The organism is Streptomyces sp. NPDC053069, from assembly GCF_044546895.1.
In the GTDB taxonomy this organism is placed as follows: Bacteria; Actinomycetota; Actinomycetes; order Streptomycetales; family Streptomycetaceae; genus Streptomyces.
Map to the genome: position 1 here is coordinate 59,980 of NZ_JBITZN010000015.1, position 17,300 is coordinate 77,279.

The 17,300-nt window shown below is 70.8% G+C and carries 20 protein-coding genes; 9 read left to right on the top strand and 11 right to left on the bottom strand.

Annotated features, from left to right (window positions below; genetic code table 11):
- Complete coding sequence (locus tag ACIGXP_RS30115) at window positions 1-1,065, top strand: methyltransferase (protein ID WP_363218059.1); 1,065 nt, start codon at window positions 1-3, stop codon at window positions 1,063-1,065.
- 75 nt (window positions 1,066-1,140) lie between these two features.
- Here ACIGXP_RS30115 and ACIGXP_RS30120 read toward each other — a convergent pair whose 3' ends face one another.
- The 7 genes from ACIGXP_RS30120 to ACIGXP_RS30150 are packed head-to-tail and all read right to left on the bottom strand — an operon-like array spanning window position 1,141 to window position 6,293.
- Window positions 1,141-1,473 (bottom strand): TcmI family type II polyketide cyclase, encoded by a 333-nt coding sequence (locus ACIGXP_RS30120; protein ID WP_356938060.1) that lies wholly within the window; start codon window positions 1,471-1,473, stop codon window positions 1,141-1,143.
- A gap of 19 nt (window positions 1,474-1,492) precedes the next feature.
- Complete coding sequence (locus ACIGXP_RS30125; protein ID WP_363218061.1) at window positions 1,493-1,972, bottom strand: SRPBCC family protein; 480 nt, start codon at window positions 1,970-1,972, stop codon at window positions 1,493-1,495.
- A gap of 1 nt (window position 1,973) precedes the next feature.
- Window positions 1,974-2,228 (bottom strand): acyl carrier protein, encoded by a 255-nt coding sequence (locus ACIGXP_RS30130; protein ID WP_351244748.1) that lies wholly within the window; start codon window positions 2,226-2,228, stop codon window positions 1,974-1,976.
- A 22-nt stretch (window positions 2,229-2,250) separates the two neighbouring features.
- Window positions 2,251-3,495 carry a ketosynthase chain-length factor gene (locus tag ACIGXP_RS30135; protein ID WP_363218062.1) on the bottom strand — a complete coding sequence of 415 codons (1,245 nt, stop codon included), beginning with the start codon at window positions 3,493-3,495 and terminating at the stop codon, window positions 2,251-2,253.
- Window positions 3,496-3,502: 7 nt separating this feature from the next.
- Complete coding sequence (locus tag ACIGXP_RS30140) at window positions 3,503-4,762, bottom strand: beta-ketoacyl-[acyl-carrier-protein] synthase family protein (protein WP_363218063.1); 1,260 nt, start codon at window positions 4,760-4,762, stop codon at window positions 3,503-3,505.
- On the bottom strand, window positions 4,759-5,187 hold the full coding sequence (locus ACIGXP_RS30145) for a cupin domain-containing protein (RefSeq protein ID WP_363218064.1): 429 nt from the start codon (window positions 5,185-5,187) through the stop codon (window positions 4,759-4,761). The genes ACIGXP_RS30140 and ACIGXP_RS30145 overlap by 4 nt, the downstream gene beginning before the upstream one ends.
- A 35-nt stretch (window positions 5,188-5,222) precedes the next feature.
- Window positions 5,223-6,293 (bottom strand): SchA/CurD-like domain-containing protein, encoded by a 1,071-nt coding sequence (locus ACIGXP_RS30150; RefSeq protein ID WP_363218065.1) that lies wholly within the window; start codon window positions 6,291-6,293, stop codon window positions 5,223-5,225.
- A gap of 206 nt (window positions 6,294-6,499) precedes the next feature.
- On the opposite strand from ACIGXP_RS30150, the gene ACIGXP_RS30155 reads away from it, so the two are divergent.
- Window positions 6,500-8,149, top strand: coding sequence for an FAD-dependent oxidoreductase (locus tag ACIGXP_RS30155; RefSeq protein ID WP_399773644.1), 1,650 nt, complete (start codon window positions 6,500-6,502; stop codon window positions 8,147-8,149).
- A gap of 194 nt (window positions 8,150-8,343) precedes the next feature.
- Here the strand turns inward: ACIGXP_RS30155 and ACIGXP_RS30160 are convergent, their stop codons facing one another.
- Window positions 8,344-8,814: an RDD family protein gene (locus tag ACIGXP_RS30160; RefSeq protein WP_363218067.1), complete on the bottom strand. Its 471-nt coding sequence runs from the start codon at window positions 8,812-8,814 to the stop codon at window positions 8,344-8,346.
- Window positions 8,815-9,023: 209 nt separating this feature from the next.
- On the opposite strand from ACIGXP_RS30160, the gene glnA reads away from it, so the two are divergent.
- Complete coding sequence (glnA, locus tag ACIGXP_RS30165) at window positions 9,024-10,433, top strand: type I glutamate--ammonia ligase (protein ID WP_385845075.1); 1,410 nt, start codon at window positions 9,024-9,026, stop codon at window positions 10,431-10,433.
- 89 nt (window positions 10,434-10,522) lie between these two features.
- Here glnA and ACIGXP_RS30170 read toward each other — a convergent pair whose 3' ends face one another.
- Window positions 10,523-10,774 (bottom strand): hypothetical protein, encoded by a 252-nt coding sequence (locus ACIGXP_RS30170; RefSeq protein ID WP_363218068.1) that lies wholly within the window; start codon window positions 10,772-10,774, stop codon window positions 10,523-10,525.
- A 277-nt stretch (window positions 10,775-11,051) separates the two neighbouring features.
- Here ACIGXP_RS30170 and ACIGXP_RS30175 point away from each other — a divergent pair, with 277 nt between their 5' ends.
- The 3 genes from ACIGXP_RS30175 (at window position 11,052) to ACIGXP_RS30185 (ending at window position 12,966) form a co-directional block, all read left to right on the top strand.
- The gene (locus ACIGXP_RS30175; protein WP_363218069.1) at window positions 11,052-11,306 is read left to right on the top strand and encodes a hypothetical protein; all 255 of its coding nucleotides are present in this window, start codon (window positions 11,052-11,054) and stop codon (window positions 11,304-11,306) included.
- 115 nt (window positions 11,307-11,421) lie between these two features.
- Window positions 11,422-12,342, top strand: a complete 921-nt coding sequence (gene htpX, locus ACIGXP_RS30180; RefSeq protein ID WP_399773649.1) for a zinc metalloprotease HtpX — start codon at window positions 11,422-11,424, stop codon at window positions 12,340-12,342.
- 3 nt (window positions 12,343-12,345) lie between these two features.
- Window positions 12,346-12,966 carry a hypothetical protein gene (locus tag ACIGXP_RS30185; RefSeq protein WP_363218071.1) on the top strand — a complete coding sequence of 207 codons (621 nt, stop codon included), beginning with the start codon at window positions 12,346-12,348 and terminating at the stop codon, window positions 12,964-12,966.
- A 25-nt stretch (window positions 12,967-12,991) separates the two neighbouring features.
- Here ACIGXP_RS30185 and ACIGXP_RS30190 read toward each other — a convergent pair whose 3' ends face one another.
- Together ACIGXP_RS30190 and ACIGXP_RS30195 are read right to left on the bottom strand one after the other, a co-directional pair.
- Window positions 12,992-13,273: a hypothetical protein gene (locus ACIGXP_RS30190; RefSeq protein ID WP_363216799.1), complete on the bottom strand. Its 282-nt coding sequence runs from the start codon at window positions 13,271-13,273 to the stop codon at window positions 12,992-12,994.
- A 376-nt stretch (window positions 13,274-13,649) separates the two neighbouring features.
- Window positions 13,650-13,964, bottom strand: a complete 315-nt coding sequence (locus ACIGXP_RS30195; RefSeq protein ID WP_363216800.1) for a hypothetical protein — start codon at window positions 13,962-13,964, stop codon at window positions 13,650-13,652.
- Window positions 13,965-14,183: 219 nt separating this feature from the next.
- On the opposite strand from ACIGXP_RS30195, the gene ACIGXP_RS30200 reads away from it, so the two are divergent.
- The 3 genes from ACIGXP_RS30200 to glnII all read left to right on the top strand — a co-directional run bounded on the left by ACIGXP_RS30200 (window position 14,184) and on the right by glnII (window position 17,291).
- Entirely contained in the window at window positions 14,184-14,552 is a 369-nt protein-coding gene (locus tag ACIGXP_RS30200; RefSeq protein ID WP_399773654.1) for an arsenate reductase family protein, read from the top strand.
- Window positions 14,553-14,671: 119 nt separating this feature from the next.
- Window positions 14,672-15,388, top strand: a complete 717-nt coding sequence (locus tag ACIGXP_RS30205; RefSeq protein ID WP_399773656.1) for a hypothetical protein — start codon at window positions 14,672-14,674, stop codon at window positions 15,386-15,388.
- Between the two features lie 871 nt (window positions 15,389-16,259).
- Window positions 16,260-17,291: a glutamine synthetase gene (glnII, locus tag ACIGXP_RS30210; RefSeq protein ID WP_363216804.1), complete on the top strand. Its 1,032-nt coding sequence runs from the start codon at window positions 16,260-16,262 to the stop codon at window positions 17,289-17,291.
- The last annotated feature ends 9 nt before the right edge of the window (window positions 17,292-17,300 follow it).

Sequence of the window (17,300 nt, forward strand, 5' to 3'; positions counted from 1 at the left end):
ATGACCGCACCATCCCCCGAGCTCTCGGCTCCCTGCGCGCAGGGCGCACCCCCGTCCCCGCCGCCGTCGATGCGGCTGAGAGAGCTCGTGTTCGGGGCGGCGTGCGCCGCCGCCGTCCGCGCGGCCGCCCGGCTCGGGGTCGCCGACGCCCTCGGGGACGCTCCGACGGCCGTGGAGGACCTCGCGGCCGCGGTGAAGACCGAGCCGAAGCCGCTGCGCCGGCTGCTGCGCGCCCTGTCCTGCTACGGCGTCTTCGCCGAGCACCCGGACGGGAGGTTCGGCCACACCGAGATGTCCCGGCTGCTGCGCGAGGACGACCCGCACAGCCTGCGCGACATCTCGCTGTGGTGCACCGAGCCCTGGACGTGGGACGCCTGGCCGAAGCTGGACGAGGCGGTGCGCACCGGCCGCAACGTCGTCGAGGGCCTCTACGGCAAGGAGTTCTTCGTCTATCTGAACGAGGACGCCCCGGAGTCGGCCGATGTCTTCAACCGGGCGATGACCACGTCCAGCGAGCAGTCGGCGCGCGATGTCGCCGCGCTGCTGGACCTGTCCGCCAGCAGGTCGGTGGCGGACCTGGGCGGCGGGCAGGGACACGTGGTGGCCAGCCTGCTCGACAAGTACCCGGCGATGCGGGGCTGGCTGCTGGACCTGCCGCGGGTGGTGGAGAACGCCCTGCCCCGGCTGCGTCCGGGCGGCGACCTCGCGGAGCGGGCGCGGATCGTGCCGGGTGACATCCGCGAGTCGGTCCCGGTCGAGGCCGACGTCTACATCATCAAGAACATCCTGGAGTGGGACGACGAGTCCACGGCCAGGCTGCTGGGCAACGTCGTCGAGGCGGGCGGCCCCGGCGCGCGGGTCGTGGTCATCGAGAACCTCGTCGACGACACCCCGTCGATGCGCTTCAGCACCGCGATGGACCTGCTGCTGCTCCTGAACGTCGGCGGGGCCAAGCACACCACGCAGAGCATGGTCGGGCGGCTGGAGGCGGCGGGCCTGACGGTCGGTGAGATCCGGCCGGTCAACCCCTATCTGCACGCGTTCGACTGCACGATCCCCATGTGAGCTGCGCATCCTCGCCGCACACCAGTGCCGGGCCCGCATCGGAGGCGGGCCCGGCACCGGTGTCCGGGAGGGGGATCAGACGCCGGCGTCGCGCTCCCAGAGGTAGAAGCGCTGTGCCATCGCGTCCTTCGGGGACCGCCAGGTCTCCGGGTCGTACGCGCTGACGTACGCCGAGAGCCGCTCGCTGACCTCCTTGAACTCGGGGTGCGAGGTGACCTTGGCGATGGCCGGTCCCGGCTCGCGCTCGGACTCGATGAGGTGCATGTACACATCGCCGAACTGGAAGAGGCTGCGCCGGACGACTCCGACGAGGTGCGGCAGCTCTCCGCGGTCCGACTCCGCGAACACCTTGGCGATGTCGGGGGCGGAACCCGGGGCCATGCGGGCGACGATCAGGGCCTGGTGCACGGTCGTGTCCTCCGTCCGGCTAGTCGGCCAGGGCCGGGGCGGGCCGGTGACCGGCGGCCGCCTTCTCGATCTTGTCGCGGATCAGGGCCATCTGGACCTTGGAGTTCTTGTTGATGTTGTCGGTCATCCAGGCGTCGTCGACGGGGGCGTCCGGCTTCATCGCGAAGTCCTGGGTCCACACCATCCGGGTGCCGGCCGGTACCTCCTCGTACCGCCAGTGGATGTTCATGTGGGCGAAGGGGCCGGTCTCGACGCGGCGGGCGGTGACGGTGAGGCTGTCGCGGTCCGGTTCGCGTTCGGAGACCCAGCTCCAGACGGTGCCGTTCTCGTCCGGGTGCATGGTCAGCCGGAACGTCGTCTTGTCGCCCTCTCTCTTGAGGACCTCCACCGACGCGTACTCGCTGAACAGCTGGGGCCAGCGCTCCAGGTCGTTGGTCATGTCCCAGACCAAATCCAGCGGGGCGGCGATGGTGATCTCGTTCTGGGTGTGTCCTGCCATCTCAGGCTCCTGCCATCAGGGTGCTGTTGACGAGGTTGAGGAACTGCTGGGGCGTCTTGCAGCGCTCCGCGTCGACCGGCATCGGGGTGCCGTGTGCGTTCTCCAGCTCGCCGACGATGCCGAGCAGGCCCAGCGAGTCGACGCCGAGGACGTCGAAGCCGGTGTCGGGCTTCTCCTGGAGCTGCTGGGGGCTGACGGTGACTCCGGCGGCCTTCTTCATCAGCGCGGCGAGTTCTTCCACGGTGATCTGGGACATGCGCTTTCCTCCTTTGCTGTGCTCACTGCGCGGCGCCGTGCCGCAGCACCAGCGCAGAGTTCGACCCCATGAGCCCGCGGCTGAGCACCAGTGCCGTGCGCAGCTCGGCGGGCCGGGCGCGGCCGGTCACGAGGTCGAGGTCGTGGCAGACGTCGAAGACGTTCGGCGTCGGCGGGATCAGGCCGTGCTGCAGGGCGAGCGCGGCCGCCGCGGTGTCGAGCACGGGGGCGGCGCAGTATCCCCGGCCGATTCCGGTCTTCGGGGCGGTGACGGGCACCCGGGTGCCGTGCTCGCCGAGGGCGTCGGCGATGGCCAGTGCCTCGGCCCGGTCCGCCTCCGGCACGCCGAGGGCGTCGGCGAAGACGACGTCGACCTCCTCGGGGGCGCAGCCGGCCTCCCGCAGGGCCTGCCGGATCGCGTGGGCGAGGCCGTCGCGGGACTCCGTCCAGCGGGAGGCGCCGGTGAAGGTGGCCCCGTGTCCGGCGACGAGGGCCCGGACGTCGGCGCCGCGGTCGCGCGCCGTGCCCGCCGCCTCGATCACGAGCATCGCGCCGCCCTCGGCCGGCACGAACCCGCAGGCGCCCTCCGTGAACGGCCGGTAGGCGCGGGCCGGGTCGCTCTCGCGGCTGAGTTCCTCGTAGCCGAGCTGGCAGACCATCGAGTACGGCGCGAGCGGTGCCTCGGTGGAGCCGGCCACGATCGCGTCGGTGCCGCGGCGCACCGCGCGGGCCGCGTGGGCGAGGGCGTCGAGACCGCCGGCCTCGTCGGAGGCGACGACCGAGCAGGGTCCCTTGAAGCCGCGGCGGATGGAGACCTGGCCGGTGCTGGCGGCGTAGAACCAGGCGATGGACTGGTACGGCCCGACGAACCGGCTGCCCTTGCCCCACAGCTGCTGGAGTTCGCGCTGGCCGAACTCGCCGCCGCCGGACCCGGCGGCGGTGACCACGCCGATGGAGTAGGGGGCGTCCGGGGTGTCGGCCTGGCCGAGCCGGGCGTCGTCGAGCGCGAAGTCGGCGGCGGCCATGGCGTAGTGCGTGAACCGGTCGGTCTGGACGAGGAAGCGCTCCTCGATCGTGGCCGCCGGGTCGAAGGCGCGGACCTCGCCGGCCACCTTGAGGGGAAGGTGCTCACAGCCCTCGCGGGTGATCCGGTCGAGGACGCTGAGGCCCTCCTGGGTGGCCTTCCAGAAGGTGTCGGTGCTGGTGCCGTTGGGCGCGACCACCCCGATACCGGTGACGGCCGCCTGCCGGTCCTGTGGTTCGCTCATCGTGTCCTCACTCCCTCGGCCGGGTCAGGATCACCGCGGACTGGAAGCCACCGAACCCGCTGCCCACGGACAGCACGCTGGTCAGCCGGCGTTCGCGGGCGACCCGCGGGACGTAGTCCAGGTCGCACTCGGGGTCGGGGATCTCGTAGTTGGCGGTGGGGGGTACGACCTGCTTGGCGAGGGCCAGCACGCAGGCGACCAGTTCTATGGCGCCGATCGCCCCGAGGGAGTGCCCCACCATGGACTTGATGGAGCTCATCGGGGTGTCGTAGGCGTGGTGGCCGAGGGCCCGCTTCACGGCCGCCGTCTCGTGGCGGTCGTTCTGCCGGGTGCCGGAGCCGTGGGCGTTGACGTAGTCGATCGCCGTCGGGTCGAGCCGGGCCTGGTCGAGGGCGGTCTTGATGGCCCGCGCCATCTCCAGGCCCTCCTTGGTCAGGCCGGTCATGTGGTAGGCGTTGCCGAAGGTGGCGTAGCCGCCGAACTCGCAGTAGACGCGGGCGCCGCGGGCCCGGGCGTGCTCCAGTTCCTCCAGGACGAGCACCGCGCCGCCCTCGCCCATGACGAAGCCGTCACGGTTGTTGTCGAAGGGCCGGGAGGCGTGCTCGGGGTCGTCGTTGTTCGGGGAGGTGGCCTTGATGGCGTCGAAGCAGGCCATGGTGATCGGGGAGATCGGCGAGTCCGCGGCCCCCGCGATGCATATGTCGGCCCGGCCTTCCTGGACGGTGTGGAAGGCGTATCCGACGGCGTCGAGTCCGGAGGTGCAGCCGGTGGACACCGTCTGCACCGGACCCTGAGCGCCGAAACGTTCCGCCACCGCGGAGGCCGCGGTGCTCGGCGAGAACGCCCGGTGCAGCTGCGGCTCCGCCTTGTGGTGGTCCACGTCCCAGCGCTGCCCGCGGCTGCTCACCAGGACGTAGTCGTGCTCCAGGCGGGTGGTGCCGCCGACGGCGGTCCCCAGGGAGACCCCGACCCGCCACGGGTCCTCCCGGGCGATGTCGAGACCGGAGTCCCGGACCGCCTCCTCCCCGGCGACCAGGGCGAACTGTATGTACCGGTCCGCCCGCTCCACCTGCTCGGCGTCCAGACCGTGCGCCGCGGGGTCGAAGTCGCACTCGGCTGCTATCCGCGACCGCAGCCCGGCGGGGTCGAAGAACGTGATGCCGCGCGTCGCGGTACGGCCTTCGGCGAGCAGATCCCAGAACGCCGGCACGCCGATCCCGCCCGGGGCCACGATGCCTATACCGGTCACCGCCACGCGCCGGGTCATGATCGGGCCTGCCCCGCCTCGGCGGCGACGGCCACCGGCTCCGTCTCCTCCGTGTCGACATGGCCGAGGCTCGGTCGCGGGGCCAGCGGCCCCAGGTGGAAGACGATCCGCGCCTCCACATTGCCGACGTTGCGGAAGCGGTGGCGCATGTTCATGGGGATCATCAGGCCCTGCTCGGGCCGCAGCGGGTGCGGCTCGCCGTCCAGGTCCACCTCCAGCTGGCCACAGACGACGTACACGAACTCCTCGGAGTACGGGTGGTAGTGCTCACCGATGCGGTCGCCCGGCTGCACGATGGCCACGCCCATGAAACCGCTGGTCGAGCCCACCGTGGCCGGGGTGAGCATGGCGCGCAGATCGCCGCCGCGCCGGGTGTTGGGCTCGACCTCGCTGAGGTCCACGATCTTCGGAAGGGGTTTGATCACGACAGTCCTCCGTGAGTGTGGTGCGGCTGTGGGTCTCAGGCGTCCGGCGAGCGCCGGTCGGTGACGAGCTGCATCCGGACGACCTCGCCGTCCAGCAGCGCGGTCAGCGGGGCCGCCGGGGCGACGTCCACGGCCACGCCGGCACGGTGGTCGACCAGCCGTACGACGACGTCGTCCCGCTGGAAGATCGTGCTGCGCAGCACCGGGCTGCGCGGGTCCTCCGCCGCCGCCTCGTCCCCCTGCGCGAGCAGTTGGGCCAGCTCCATCCCGCGGCCCGGCCGGGTCGGGTAGTACAGCGCGAGCCGCTCGCCCTCGACCAGCTCGTCCGCGGTGACGTGGTGCACGGCCGGCAGCGCCGCCCGGGTGAAGAACACCCGCGCCGACTCCTGGTCGTTGAGGTCCCGCTCCTGCTCCAGATACGGGTTGATGGCCTCCTCGACCGCTCTGACCTCGGGCTGCCGGGCGACGTGGCGCAGCGCCGCCAGCAGGTCTCCGCGCACCTCGATGGCCCGTACCACCCGGTTGCCGTGCATGAACAGGGAGGTGCGGCACAGCCGGGTGTTCTCGTCGACCCGTGCCTGGGGCGAGGCGTAGTCGGCGAGGATCTTCGCGACCTTCGCCTCGCTGCCGGGCTTCACCGTGAAGGTGAGCGCGTGCCGGATCACGCCGTCGCCGATCCTCGGGGAGGCCTGGAGCCGGCGCCGGCCCGCGGGGGCGGCCGCCGCCTCGCCGCCCGTCTCGCGCACGATGTGGAAGCGCAGCGACCGGGTGTCCCGGACGCAGCTGTGCAGCGGCTCCACCATGCGGACGTGCTCCTCGCTGTTCACCCAGGCGAGGAACGGCGGGGCACTCTCCCACTCACTGGTGATGAGCCATTGGGACGGGTTCTCGATCGACTGGCACAACTGGTCGCTGACATGGCCGGGCACCGACGCGACCTGGTTGCACAGTTGCTCGTAGGCCTCCAGGAACTGCTGCTGGGCGCCGTCGTATACGTCCACCAGCAGGACGACCCGGAGACGGGAGCCGTCGAAGACGGATTGCGAGACCCGTTTCGACACCTGCCGCGCCAGCTGTTCCGAAACCTTTTCCGACGTGGTGGTCATACTGCGCACATCTCCTTCAGGGGAGCAGAGGGGCAACGCCGCCCGTGACGCGACGTCAGCGTTCCTTGATCCTGTTCCTGTCCTCCGGAGTGCGCGACTCGTGTGAACCAGGAGGGTGATTGAGCACGCGAAGCCCCTTGGAGGGGGCATGGAAACTCCTAGGCCCTAGCTGCCCCACACCCCCGCCCCTGCCTCTGGAGTCGTCGATGCAGCACAAAGCCGATCACCACGTGCCCGTCCTTGTCGTGGGCGGCTCGCTGGTGGGCCTGTCCCTGTCCCTGTTCCTGGGCCGTCTAGGCGTCCGCCACATGCTGGTCGAGCGGCACTCCGGGACCTCGATCCACCCGCGCGGCCGCGGCAACAACGTGCGGACGATGGAGCTGTTCCGGGTGGCCGGCATCGAACCGGACATCAAGACGGCGGCGTCGCTCCTCGCGGACAACCACGGCATCCTGCAGACCCCGACGCTGGCCGGGGACGCCGGCGAGTGGCTGTTCCGGGAGATCGATCCCGGCGGGGGGCTGGCCCGGTTCAGCCCCACCAGCTGGTGTCTGTGCAGCCAGAACGACCTGGAACCGGTGCTCCTGGACGGGGCCCGCGCCCTGGGCGGCGACCTCAGGTACTTCCACGAGCTGGAGTCCTTCGCCCAGGACGCCGAAGGAGTGACGGCCTACGTCCGGGACCGCGACAGCGACGGCCTCTACACCGTCCGCGCGGACTACCTGGTCGCGGCCGACGGCCCGCGCAGCCCCGTCCGGAACCGGCTCGGCATCGGGCAGAGCGGCCCCGGCGACCTGTTCGCGAACGTCAGCGTCACCTTCCGCTCCAAACTCCTCGCCGACGTGGTCGGCGACCGCCGCTTCATCTGCTGCTACCTCACCGACCCCGAGGCCGACGGCGCCCTGCTGCCGGTCGACAACAAGGAACGCTGGGTCTTCCACGCCCCCTGGCACCCGGAACACGGTGAGACCCTGGAGGAGTTCACCGAGGAGCGGCTCACCCGGCACATCCGCCGGGCCGTCGGCGTCCCCGACCTCGACGTCGAGGTCACCGGCAAGGCGTCCTGGCGCGCCGCCGAACGCGTCGCAGAACGCTACCGGCACGACCGGGTGCTGCTCGCCGGCGACTCCGCCCACGAGATGTCCCCGACCGGGGCGTTCGGCTCCAACACCGGGATCCAGGACGCCCACAACCTGGCCTGGAAGCTGTCCGCCGTCCTCGACGGCTGGGCCGGTCCCGGGCTGCTGGACACCTACGACACCGAGCGCCGGCCCGTCGCCCTCGCCACCAGTGCCCGGGCCTCGGCCCGCTCCGTGGAACACAGCCACCCCGGCTTCGCCCCCGCGCCCGGCATCGGCGGCGGCAAGCGCGGTGGCATCCTCAACGTGGTCCTCGGCTACCGCTACCCGCAGGGTGCCGTCGTGGGCGCCGACCCGGACCAGCCGGTCGTACCGGACGCGCTGCGCCTGGCCGGGGAACCGGGCAGCCGGGCCCCGCACATGTGGCTGCGCCGCGCGGGCGAGCGGATCTCCACGCTCGATCTGTACGAGCGGTCACTGGTGCTGCTGAGTGACGCTTCGACGCGAGCGGGGGCGGCCTGGCGGGCGGCTGCGCTGCGCATCGCCGAGACGGACGGGGTACGGTTCGAGGCGCACCGGATCGGCGGTGCCGGTGCGGAGGCCGAGCTGACGTACGACGGCCCGGACGGCGACTGGGCAGGGGCGCACGGTACGACGGCCGAGGGGGCGGTGCTGGTGCGGCCGGACGGGTTCGTGGCGTGGCGGGCGATGGACGCGGCACCGGACCCGGAGGCGGCGCTGCGCAAGGTACTGGGGGCGCTGCTGCGGCGGGGCTGACCCGATCCGGGTGCCTGGGCCGGGCCGGCGGGGACGGGGCGCGCGACTCGGCGCTTGCGAGGTGCCGCCGGCGTGGCTCGGCCGCAGCCACGGCGCGCTGCGAGCCTGCGGCGACCGCACCCCCTGGGGGCGCGGGGAACTGCGCGAGCGACCACGACGCACCCGCACCCGGCAGACAGCAGGGCGGCCCCGGCTCAGACCCGCACTTCCACCGTCTTCGCGAGCCGATCGTGCAGGCCCCGCCCATCCCGGTCCCAGACCAGCGCCGGAATGGCAAGACACAGCAAGACCGTGCGGAGCATGCCCCGCAGCGGGCTGACCGTGCCCGTCTCCAGGGCCACCACCCGGATGCCGAAGAGCCGCTTACCCGGCGTGAAGCCGATCGTGCCGACGGTCAGCACACTCATCACCAGGAAGACCCCGAGCGCCCAGTTACTCGTCGCGGGGACCTTGTAGCCGTGGGTGATCAGGCCGTATGCGATCAGGACGCTCAGCCCCCAGTCCACGGCGAGCGCGCCCACGCGCCGGCCGGGCCGGGCGATCGAGTTCGGCCCCTCCTCGGGCAGACCGAGCTGCTCGCCCCGGTAACCGAAGTCGGCACCGGCCTCTTCCATGGCCGCGCGGGGCCCGGAGAGCCACGATCCGAGTGCTTGCCTGTTGTCCACCCGACCACGGTACTGCGCCCGAAATGACCGGGGTACGGCGGGGTGTCCCGGGGCTAGGGTGGAACCGTGGCCGATTAACTTCTGCGAAACAAACGGGTCACGCCCGAGAAATCACCCGTCCCTAGGGTCGAGACCAGCGTGTGCCACCGCACTGGCCGCACGAACGATCTACCACCCCGGCGAGGACGGTCGGGAGTAGGAGGAGCTGGATGTTCCAGAACGCCGACGAGGCCAAGAAGTTCATCGCGGACGAGGACGTCAAGTTCGTCGACGTCCGCTTCTGCGACCTGCCGGGCGTCATGCAGCACTTCACGGTGCCCGTTGAGGCGTTCGACCCGGATGAGGAGCTGGCCTTCGACGGATCGTCGATCCGTGGTTTCCAGGCCATTCACGAGTCCGACATGGCTCTGCGTGCCGACCTGTCCACCGCTCGTGTCGACCCGTTCCGCCGGGACAAGACCCTCAACATCAACTTCTTCATCCACGACCCGATCACGGGCGAGCAGTACTCCCGTGACCCGCGCAACGTGGCGAAGAAGGCCGAGGCCTACCTCGCCTCGACCGGTATCGCGGACACCGCGTACTTCGGTCCCGAGGCCGAGTTCTACGTCTTCGACTCGGTGCGCTTCGCGACCAGCGCGAACGAGTCCTTCTACCACATCGACTCCGAGGCGGGCGCCTGGAACACCGGTGCGGTGGAGAACAACCGTGGTTACAAGGTCCGCTACAAGGGCGGCTACTTCCCGGTCGCGCCGGTCGACCACTTCGCCGACCTGCGTGCCGAGATCTCCCTGGAGCTGGAGAAGTCCGGCCTGAAGGTCGAGCGCCAGCACCACGAGGTCGGCACCGCCGGCCAGGCCGAGATCAACTACAAGTTCAACACCCTGCTGGCCGCCGCCGACGACCTGCAGCTCTTCAAGTACATCGTGAAGAACGTGGCCTGGCGCAACGGCAAGACCGCGACCTTCATGCCGAAGCCGATCTTCGGCGACAACGGCTCGGGCATGCACGTCCACCAGTCGCTGTGGAGCAACGGCGACCCGCTGTTCTACGACGAGGCCGGTTACGCGGGCCTGTCGGACACCGCCCGCTACTACATCGGCGGCATCCTCAAGCACGCCCCGTCGCTGCTGGCCTTCACCAACCCGACGGTGAACTCGTACCACCGTCTGGTGCCGGGCTTCGAGGCGCCGATCAACCTGGTGTACTCGCAGCGCAACCGCTCCGCTGCGATGCGTATCCCGATCACCGGCTCGAACCCGAAGGCCAAGCGCGTCGAGTTCCGCGCCCCGGACTCCTCCGGCAACCCGTACCTGGCCTTCTCGGCCCTGCTGCTGGCGGGTCTGGACGGCATCAAGAACAAGATCGAGCCGGCCGAGCCGATCGACAAGGACCTGTACGAGCTGGCTCCCGAGGAGCACGCGAACGTCGCCCAGGTCCCGACCTCGCTGAACGCCGTCCTCGACGCGCTGGAGGCCGACCACGAGTTCCTCCTCCAGGGCGACGTGTTCACGTCGGACCTGATCGAGACGTGGATCGACTTCAAGCGCACCAACGAGATCGCGCCGCTGCAGCTTCGTCCGCACCCGCACGAGTTCGAGCTGTACTTCGACGTGTGATCGGGCCGCCCCGCGCGGTTCGTGACTGAGGGCCGCCACCCGGAATCGCTCCGGGTGGCGGCCCTCGGCCGTTTCGCCCTCCGCCGTGGTCACACCACGACGACGACCACGGGCACGCTGCCGAACCCGAACCCGTTGTTGAAGCCGAAGAAGCCGTTGTTGAAGCCGAAGCGGTTGTTGAAACCGCAGTCCCAGCCACCGTGGAAGCAGCCACGGTTGGTGGTGACCTGGGCCGGGGTGGCTGCCGACGCGGTGCCTGCCGTGCTGATCGCGGCTCCGCCGGCCATCAGAACACCGATGGCGGACACTGCGGCGAGACGCCTCGCGCGATGTGCATTCATGGATCCACCTTCCTTCCACCCCTCGTGCGGCCTTCTCGGGCACGAGACGGGATGGGCCGCGACCTCGGAGTGAAGAGTCCGGCGCGGTCGTGGGGGATGCCGCACGAGTAGGGGAAGCAGGGGCAGACCAGGTGGGCACCCCGCGGTGCGGCTCTCCCGTAAATGCTAGCCGTCCGGCGGCCACCCGGCATCCCGGGCAACCTTTGCCGCTTCCCATGCTTCCTACTCTCGGGGGATCATCCCCCTGGCTCTGTCCGACGAGAGAGGTTGAACGGGGATGACGGAGAACGAGGACTGGGAGCGGGAGTTCGATCACCGCTGGGCGAATTCCGCCGAGCACAAGGAGCCCTCGGCCCGGGCGCGGATGCTCGCCGCACGCTGGAAGGAGAACCCGCCGAATCCGGCGCCCTTCCGCGCCGACCCCGACCCGGTGCCGCGCCGGACGTCGTGGGCGTCGACGGCCATGGTCCTCGGCTGCGTGATCGCGGTCATGGTGCTCATAGGCCTGGTGCAGTTCGGCTCGTCGTACTGATCGCGGCACCGGTCGCGCGCTTTGCCGCTCCTGGGGCCGTTCGGAACCCCTTCATGGCAATCGGCAGGTGCACACTGGACAGCGGGACGAGTGCCTGACTGCGGGGTGATGCAAGATGCAGAGCCGCTTCCGGAGCGACCGACGGCTGACCGTGCGCATGGGACTCACGCTGTTCCTGCTCGGGCTGCTGTACGTGGGCTTCGTCGCCGCGCTGATCGCGCTGCTGAAGTCCTGGGTGCTGGTCGTCGTGGTGGTCGGGGCGATGTTCGTGGCGCAGTTCTGGTTCTCCGACCGGATCGCCATGTTCGCGATGCACGGGCGGGTCGTGGAGCGCGAGGAGTACCCCGAGCTGCACGCGGTGATCGACCGGCTGTGCGGACTCGCGGACATGCCCAAGCCGGTGGTCGCGGTGTCCGACATGGACATGCCTAATGCCTTCGCGACCGGCCGGAACCCCGACCACGCGGTGGTCTGCGTGACCACGGGACTGCTGCGCCGGCTGGAGCCGGCCGAGCTGGAGGGCGTGCTCGCGCACGAGCTGTCGCACGTGGCGCACAAGGACGTCGCCGTGATCACGGTCGCGTCCTTCCTCGGTGTGCTGGCGGGCCTGATCGTGCGGTTCGCGTTCTACTCGCAGGTCTTCGGCGGGGGCCGCAGGGACCAGAACACCGCCGCCGTCTTCGCCGCGATCATGGGCGTCTCCGCCGCGGTGTACGCGATCAGCTTCCTGCTGATCCGGGCCCTGTCCCGGTACCGGGAGCTGGCGGCCGACCGCGCGGCCGCGCATCTCACCGGCCGCCCGTCGGCCCTTGCCTCGGCGCTCACCAAGGTCTCCGGGGACATCGCCCGGATCCCGACCAAGGACCTGCGCACCGCCCAGGCCTTCAATGCCTTCTACTTCACCCCGGCGACCGGCAGGGAACCCGGCATCGAGCGGTTCTTCTCCACACACCCCACCCTGGAGCAGCGGCTCGAACAGCTGGGCCGGATCTCGGCGGAGCTGGGCGGGGCCGCCGCACCGGGGAAGGCGGGCTGAGCGTTGGGGCTGCTGGACATCCTGCTGGGCCGTACGAAACCGGTCGCGCCCGATCTGGACCAGCTCTTCGCGCTGCCCTCGGCGGCCGTGACCCTGCAGGCCGCGGCCGGTTTCACCCCGACCGGAACCGGGGCGGTGTGTTTCGCCACGGTGGAGGGCGCGGCCTTCGAGCAGACCCACCGGGAGGTGCAGGCGCTGCTCGACGCGGACACCGGCCGGTGGGGGTCCCCCGGCTCCGGCGAAGCCGAGAGCGGGAGAAGCGCGCCGGTGGAGCTGCGCCGGGACGAGTACGGCTACTCCTGGCTGGTCTCGCAGCGCTCGCCCGACCAGCTGCCGGAGCTGGTCAACGACCTGCACGCGGTGAACAGCGCGATGGAGGTCAACGGCTTCGGTCCGCAGCTGCTGTGCTCGCTGGCCGCCTTCACGGACGACACCGGCCGCAAGCTGGCGCTGGTCTACCTCTACAAACGGGGCACCTTCTACCCGTTCGCCCCGCTGCCCGGTGCCGCGCAGCGGCGGGACGGGGCGCTCGAACTCCAGGTGAAGGCGACGCTCACGAACGATCTGCGGATCGAGCAGGATCTCGGCCGCTGGTTCCCGGTGTGGGGCGCCCCCGGTCTGTGACCGGGGACGCCCTGGCTCACCGCTCTCACCGGCTCTTCTCGCGCTGCTGCCGGCGGGTCTCGAAGGGGCGCTCACGACGGTAGCGGCGCTCCCACTTCGCCTGCCGGTCCCGGCGCTCGCGGTAGGCCCGGTAGCTGTCGGGCAGGGGCGGGGCGCCCGCTCCGGCAGGCGGTGTGGGGGTGCCGGGCGACCCGCGTCCGTGCGTCGCGTACAGATACAGCAGCGCGACGGCGGCGAGCCACCACAGGTGGTTTCCGATTCCGAGGATCACCAGGACGACGGTCCCGGACGCGACGATGCCACGCATGACGGACCTCCGTGGGGTGAGTGTGGCGGGGGTGGAGTGTGTCGGCTTCGTGCCGTTTGTTCAGCGTAGGGAGGCCGTGGCGGCGACCGCATCCGGTTTTCCGCCCGGCGGGGGCCCTGTGTGAGTGCACGACCCCATGAGTGAACTCTCCACACTCGCCCACGACTTCGCGGCGAACGGGTCCGCGACAGTTCGAGCAGGCGGTGGCAGGCCATCGGCTGGGCCCGTGGTCCCGGGAGCACACCAAGGACCGGCGGGAGTGCGTGACGGCGCCGGTGAGTGGTCTCGGCGGACAGCAGGGCTGCGGGCACTCCCGCTCGCTGTTCCGGCTTCGCCGGGCACCCCCGAGGACGCGCGGAGGCACCCGGCGCCGGCGTCAGCGGCTGTAGCGCATGAACGCCCGGACCATGCGGCACGTGGTGTCGGAGGGCGGGCGCATGCCGATCTCCTCCGCCGTGCTGCGGATCCTGTCGTCGCGGGCCTGGGCCGGCTGGTAGATCCCGGAGTCGAGCAGGGCTATGGCCAGCCGCATGGCCTTCAGACGGCGGTTGTGGCTGACGTACCACTCGCGCGGCCGTCCGGCCGGCAGCGGCCGCTTGATCACGGGCTCGTAGGGCGAGTCGAACAGCACGGGGCGCTGGACGGTGGACTGGGTGGGCAACGGCTTCGGCTTCAGGGCGGCAGCGGGCACAGGCATCCTCCTGTCGCGGGCAGGGCACCGGCCGGACAGTCCGGCGATGCCCTCGAACACTGCTTCCAGTCTACCGGCGGCCACTGACAATCGGAGTTCCGCGACAGCGGCCAAATGCCCAGGTGGGAAAGGAAATCCGGGTGTGTGACAGGCGGTCGAGGAGGGACTGCCGAGACGTCAGAAATTCGAACAGAGTCGAGGCCGAGTACCGTGTGCCGCATGGAAATCTGGATCAATCCGGCCTGCTCCAAGTGCCGCAGCGCCATCAGTCTGCTCGACGCCGAGGGGGCCGAGTACACCGTCCGCCGCTATCTGGAGGACGTGCCGAGCGAGGACGAGATCAGGGCCGTACTCGACCGGCTGAACCTGGAGCCCTGGGACATCACCCGCACCCAGGAGGCCGAGGCCAAGGAGCTGGGGCTCAAGGAGTGGGCGCGGGACGCGAGCGCGCGGGAGCGGTGGATCTCCGCGCTCGCCGAGCATCCCAGGCTCATCCAGCGCCCGATCATCACCGCCGACGACGGAACGGCCGTGGTGGCCCGCTCCGAGGAGGCGGTACGGGAGGCCCTGGAGCACAACAAGAGTTGAGCGGCGCTCAACTCCCCTGTGACGGAGGCCACTTCAGCATCTCCTGAAACCGCTGAGTAACCTCGTTCGGTATCTCGTACATAGCGGCGTACGCTCCCCTACCTCTTCAGGAGGCGCGCATGTCGCGCAGGAGAACTCTCGGTACGAAGAAGAAGATCGCGCTGCTCGTCAGCGCCGCGGCGGTGGCGGGCGGCGGGGCCTTCGCGCTGGCCACGACGTCCAACGCCGCGCCGCCCGCGCACAACGCCAAGACGCTGTCCGCCGGGGACTCGAACGTCTGCCAGGGGCTGGCCACGGCCCATGGCAACAACGACCGGTTCATCGCGGACCAGAAGGCCCATCCGGACGCGCAGTCGGCAGCCCGGATCGCCAACCGTGAGGCGGTCATCAAGCAGATCGAGGTCCAGCAGAAGGCCGCCGGATGCACCGTTGGGGAGTCGGCTCAGGGCTCCCAGGCGGCGCAGGGCGGCAACGGCGCGGGACAGCAGCAGGGTGCCGGCCAGCAGGCCGGTGACGCCCAGCAGTCGGCACAGCCCTCGCAGTCCGCCGCCGGTGACGCAAACGCCGGTGGTGCCGCGGCGGGCTCGGGCCAGCAGGTCTGCAAGGGCTCCACGGTCACGCTCTCCGGCGAGGGCGGCGCCCCGGCCGCGTCCAGCGGCCAGTTCCCGGCCGGGACCACTTTGAAGGTCACCAACCTGGACAACAACAAGTCCACGACGGTGAAGGTCACCTCGGTGTCCGGCAGCTGCGTCCTGCTCAACAACGCGGCCTTCGAACAGGTCCGGGAGCCCGGCAAGTTCCTCATCCGCCACGCGGTCATCGAGAAGGTGGGGTGAGGCTCGGGGACCGGACAGAAACGTGGTGAGGCGGCGGGTCCGGCTCGCCACCTCACCGGGGTCATGGGTCCTGCTGTTCGCGGCCACGAACAGCAGGACCGGCACCCCGTGCCCGCAGCGCGTCCGGTGCCGGAGGGGGCCTGGCGACCGGAACACTCCCCGGTCTCCCTCCCACTCCGCGAACACGCGGACCCGGCACCGCGCGGGCCGCAGCAGCATCGGCAGGGCGTGGAGCAGGTACGCCGCCTTGGACCCGGCGAAGCAGTGGACCGGGTCCAGGAGGAACAGGCGGCGCACCCGCGCGGGCGCGCGCAGGGCGTGGTGCACGGCGATCCGGCCCGCCGTACGAGTGGCCGTCCAGGCCGGCCGAGTCGGCGCCCGGGCCGCCCGGGACCGCGTGCAGCCAGGCTGTCAGGTCGGCGACCGTGCGGGGGTGGCGGTCGCCGGCCCGACCACTCGGCCCCGGCGCGCCGACCACGTCGACCGCACACAACCGCCGGATCCGGCTCAGCCCGGCGGCCCGGTGGCGACCGTCAGCGCCTCCCGCTCGGCCGGGCGTTCTTGGGCCGCTGATCGAGCGGTCGGTGGAGCTGCTGCGCGGCCACGTCGGCCAACGGCGGGCCGCCGTCCGGGAGTTCCTCGACGGGGTGCGGGAAGCGGCGGCGGCGGGCACACATACCTCACCCGTCGGCGCCTCACAAGGTGAGCCGCGACACAAAACCACCAGGTAACACGGGGTTCACATAGGGGCAATGGTCGGGAAATGGCCTGTTGACAGGCTGCCGGGCAGATCGAGCGGCGCCCCAGTGCCGCAGCGCCGCAGCACCCGCGACGACGAGTGCGCCCGACTTACCCCTAAGGATGTGGCCCCGTGACCTTCAAGGCTGAGTACATCTGGATCGACGGCACCGCGCCGACGGCCAAGCTCCGTTCCAAGACGAAGATCATCACGGGTGCCCCGGCCGGTCTCGACGCGCTGCCGATCTGGGGCTTCGACGGCTCCTCCACCAACCAGGCCGAGGGCCACTCCTCGGACCGCGTGCTCAAGCCGGTCTTCACCTGCCCGGACCCGATCCGCGGCGGCGACGACATCCTGGTGCTGTGCGAGGTCCTCGACATCGACATGACCCCGCACCGGTCCAACACGCGGGCCGCGCTGGCCGAGGTCGCCGAGCGGTTCGCCGCGCAGGAGCCGATCTTCGGCATCGAGCAGGAGTACACCTTCTTCGACGGTTCCCGTCCGCTGGGCTTCCCCGAGGGCGGCTTCCCGGCCCCGCAGGGCGGCTACTACTGCGGTGTCGGCGCCGACGAGATCTTCGGCCGTGAGATCGTCGAGGCCCACCTGGACAACTGCCTGAAGGCGGGTCTCGCCATCTCGGGCATCAACGCCGAGGTCATGCCCGGCCAGTGGGAGTTCCAGGTCGGACCGGTCTCCCCGCTGGAGGTCTCCGACCAGCTGTGGGTGGCCCGCTGGCTGCTGTACCGCACCGCCGAGGACTTCGGCGTCTCCGCGACCCTGGACCCCAAGCCGGTCAAGGGCGACTGGAACGGCGCGGGCGCGCACACCAACTTCTCCACCAAGGCGATGCGCGAGGGCTACGACGCGATCATCACCGCCTGCGAGTCGCTCGGCGAGGGCTCCAAGCCGCTGGACCACGTCAAGAACTACGGCGCCGGCATCGACGAGCGCCTGACGGGCCTGCACGAGACCGCCCCGTGGGACAAGTACTCCTACGGCGTCTCCGACCGCGGTGCCTCGGTCCGTATCCCGTGGCAGGTCGAGAAGGACGGCAAGGGCTACATCGAGGACCGCCGCCCGAACGCCAACGTCGACCCGTACGTGGTGACCCGCCTGCTGGTGGACACCTGCTGCTCCGCGCTGGAGAAGGCCGGCCAGGTCTGATCCGTCCCG

Coding starts and splice junctions, on each gene's coding strand:
- ACIGXP_RS30115 (WP_363218059.1), top strand. CDS start 1: ATGACCGCACCATCCCCCGAGCTCTCGGCTCCCTGCGCGCAGGGCGCA.
- ACIGXP_RS30125 (WP_363218061.1), bottom strand. CDS start 1,972: ATGGCAGGACACACCCAGAACGAGATCACCATCGCCGCCCCGCTGGAT.
- ACIGXP_RS30130 (WP_351244748.1), bottom strand. CDS start 2,228: ATGTCCCAGATCACCGTGGAAGAACTCGCCGCGCTGATGAAGAAGGCC.
- ACIGXP_RS30135 (WP_363218062.1), bottom strand. CDS start 3,495: ATGAGCGAACCACAGGACCGGCAGGCGGCCGTCACCGGTATCGGGGTG.
- ACIGXP_RS30140 (WP_363218063.1), bottom strand. CDS start 4,762: ATGACCCGGCGCGTGGCGGTGACCGGTATAGGCATCGTGGCCCCGGGC.
- ACIGXP_RS30150 (WP_363218065.1), bottom strand. CDS start 6,293: ATGACCACCACGTCGGAAAAGGTTTCGGAACAGCTGGCGCGGCAGGTG.
- ACIGXP_RS30155 (WP_399773644.1), top strand. CDS start 6,500: ATGCAGCACAAAGCCGATCACCACGTGCCCGTCCTTGTCGTGGGCGGC.
- glnA (WP_385845075.1), top strand. CDS start 9,024: ATGTTCCAGAACGCCGACGAGGCCAAGAAGTTCATCGCGGACGAGGAC.
- ACIGXP_RS30170 (WP_363218068.1), bottom strand. CDS start 10,774: ATGAATGCACATCGCGCGAGGCGTCTCGCCGCAGTGTCCGCCATCGGT.
- ACIGXP_RS30175 (WP_363218069.1), top strand. CDS start 11,052: ATGACGGAGAACGAGGACTGGGAGCGGGAGTTCGATCACCGCTGGGCG.
- htpX (WP_399773649.1), top strand. CDS start 11,422: ATGCAGAGCCGCTTCCGGAGCGACCGACGGCTGACCGTGCGCATGGGA.
- ACIGXP_RS30190 (WP_363216799.1), bottom strand. CDS start 13,273: ATGCGTGGCATCGTCGCGTCCGGGACCGTCGTCCTGGTGATCCTCGGA.
- ACIGXP_RS30200 (WP_399773654.1), top strand. CDS start 14,184: ATGGAAATCTGGATCAATCCGGCCTGCTCCAAGTGCCGCAGCGCCATC.
- ACIGXP_RS30205 (WP_399773656.1), top strand. CDS start 14,672: ATGTCGCGCAGGAGAACTCTCGGTACGAAGAAGAAGATCGCGCTGCTC.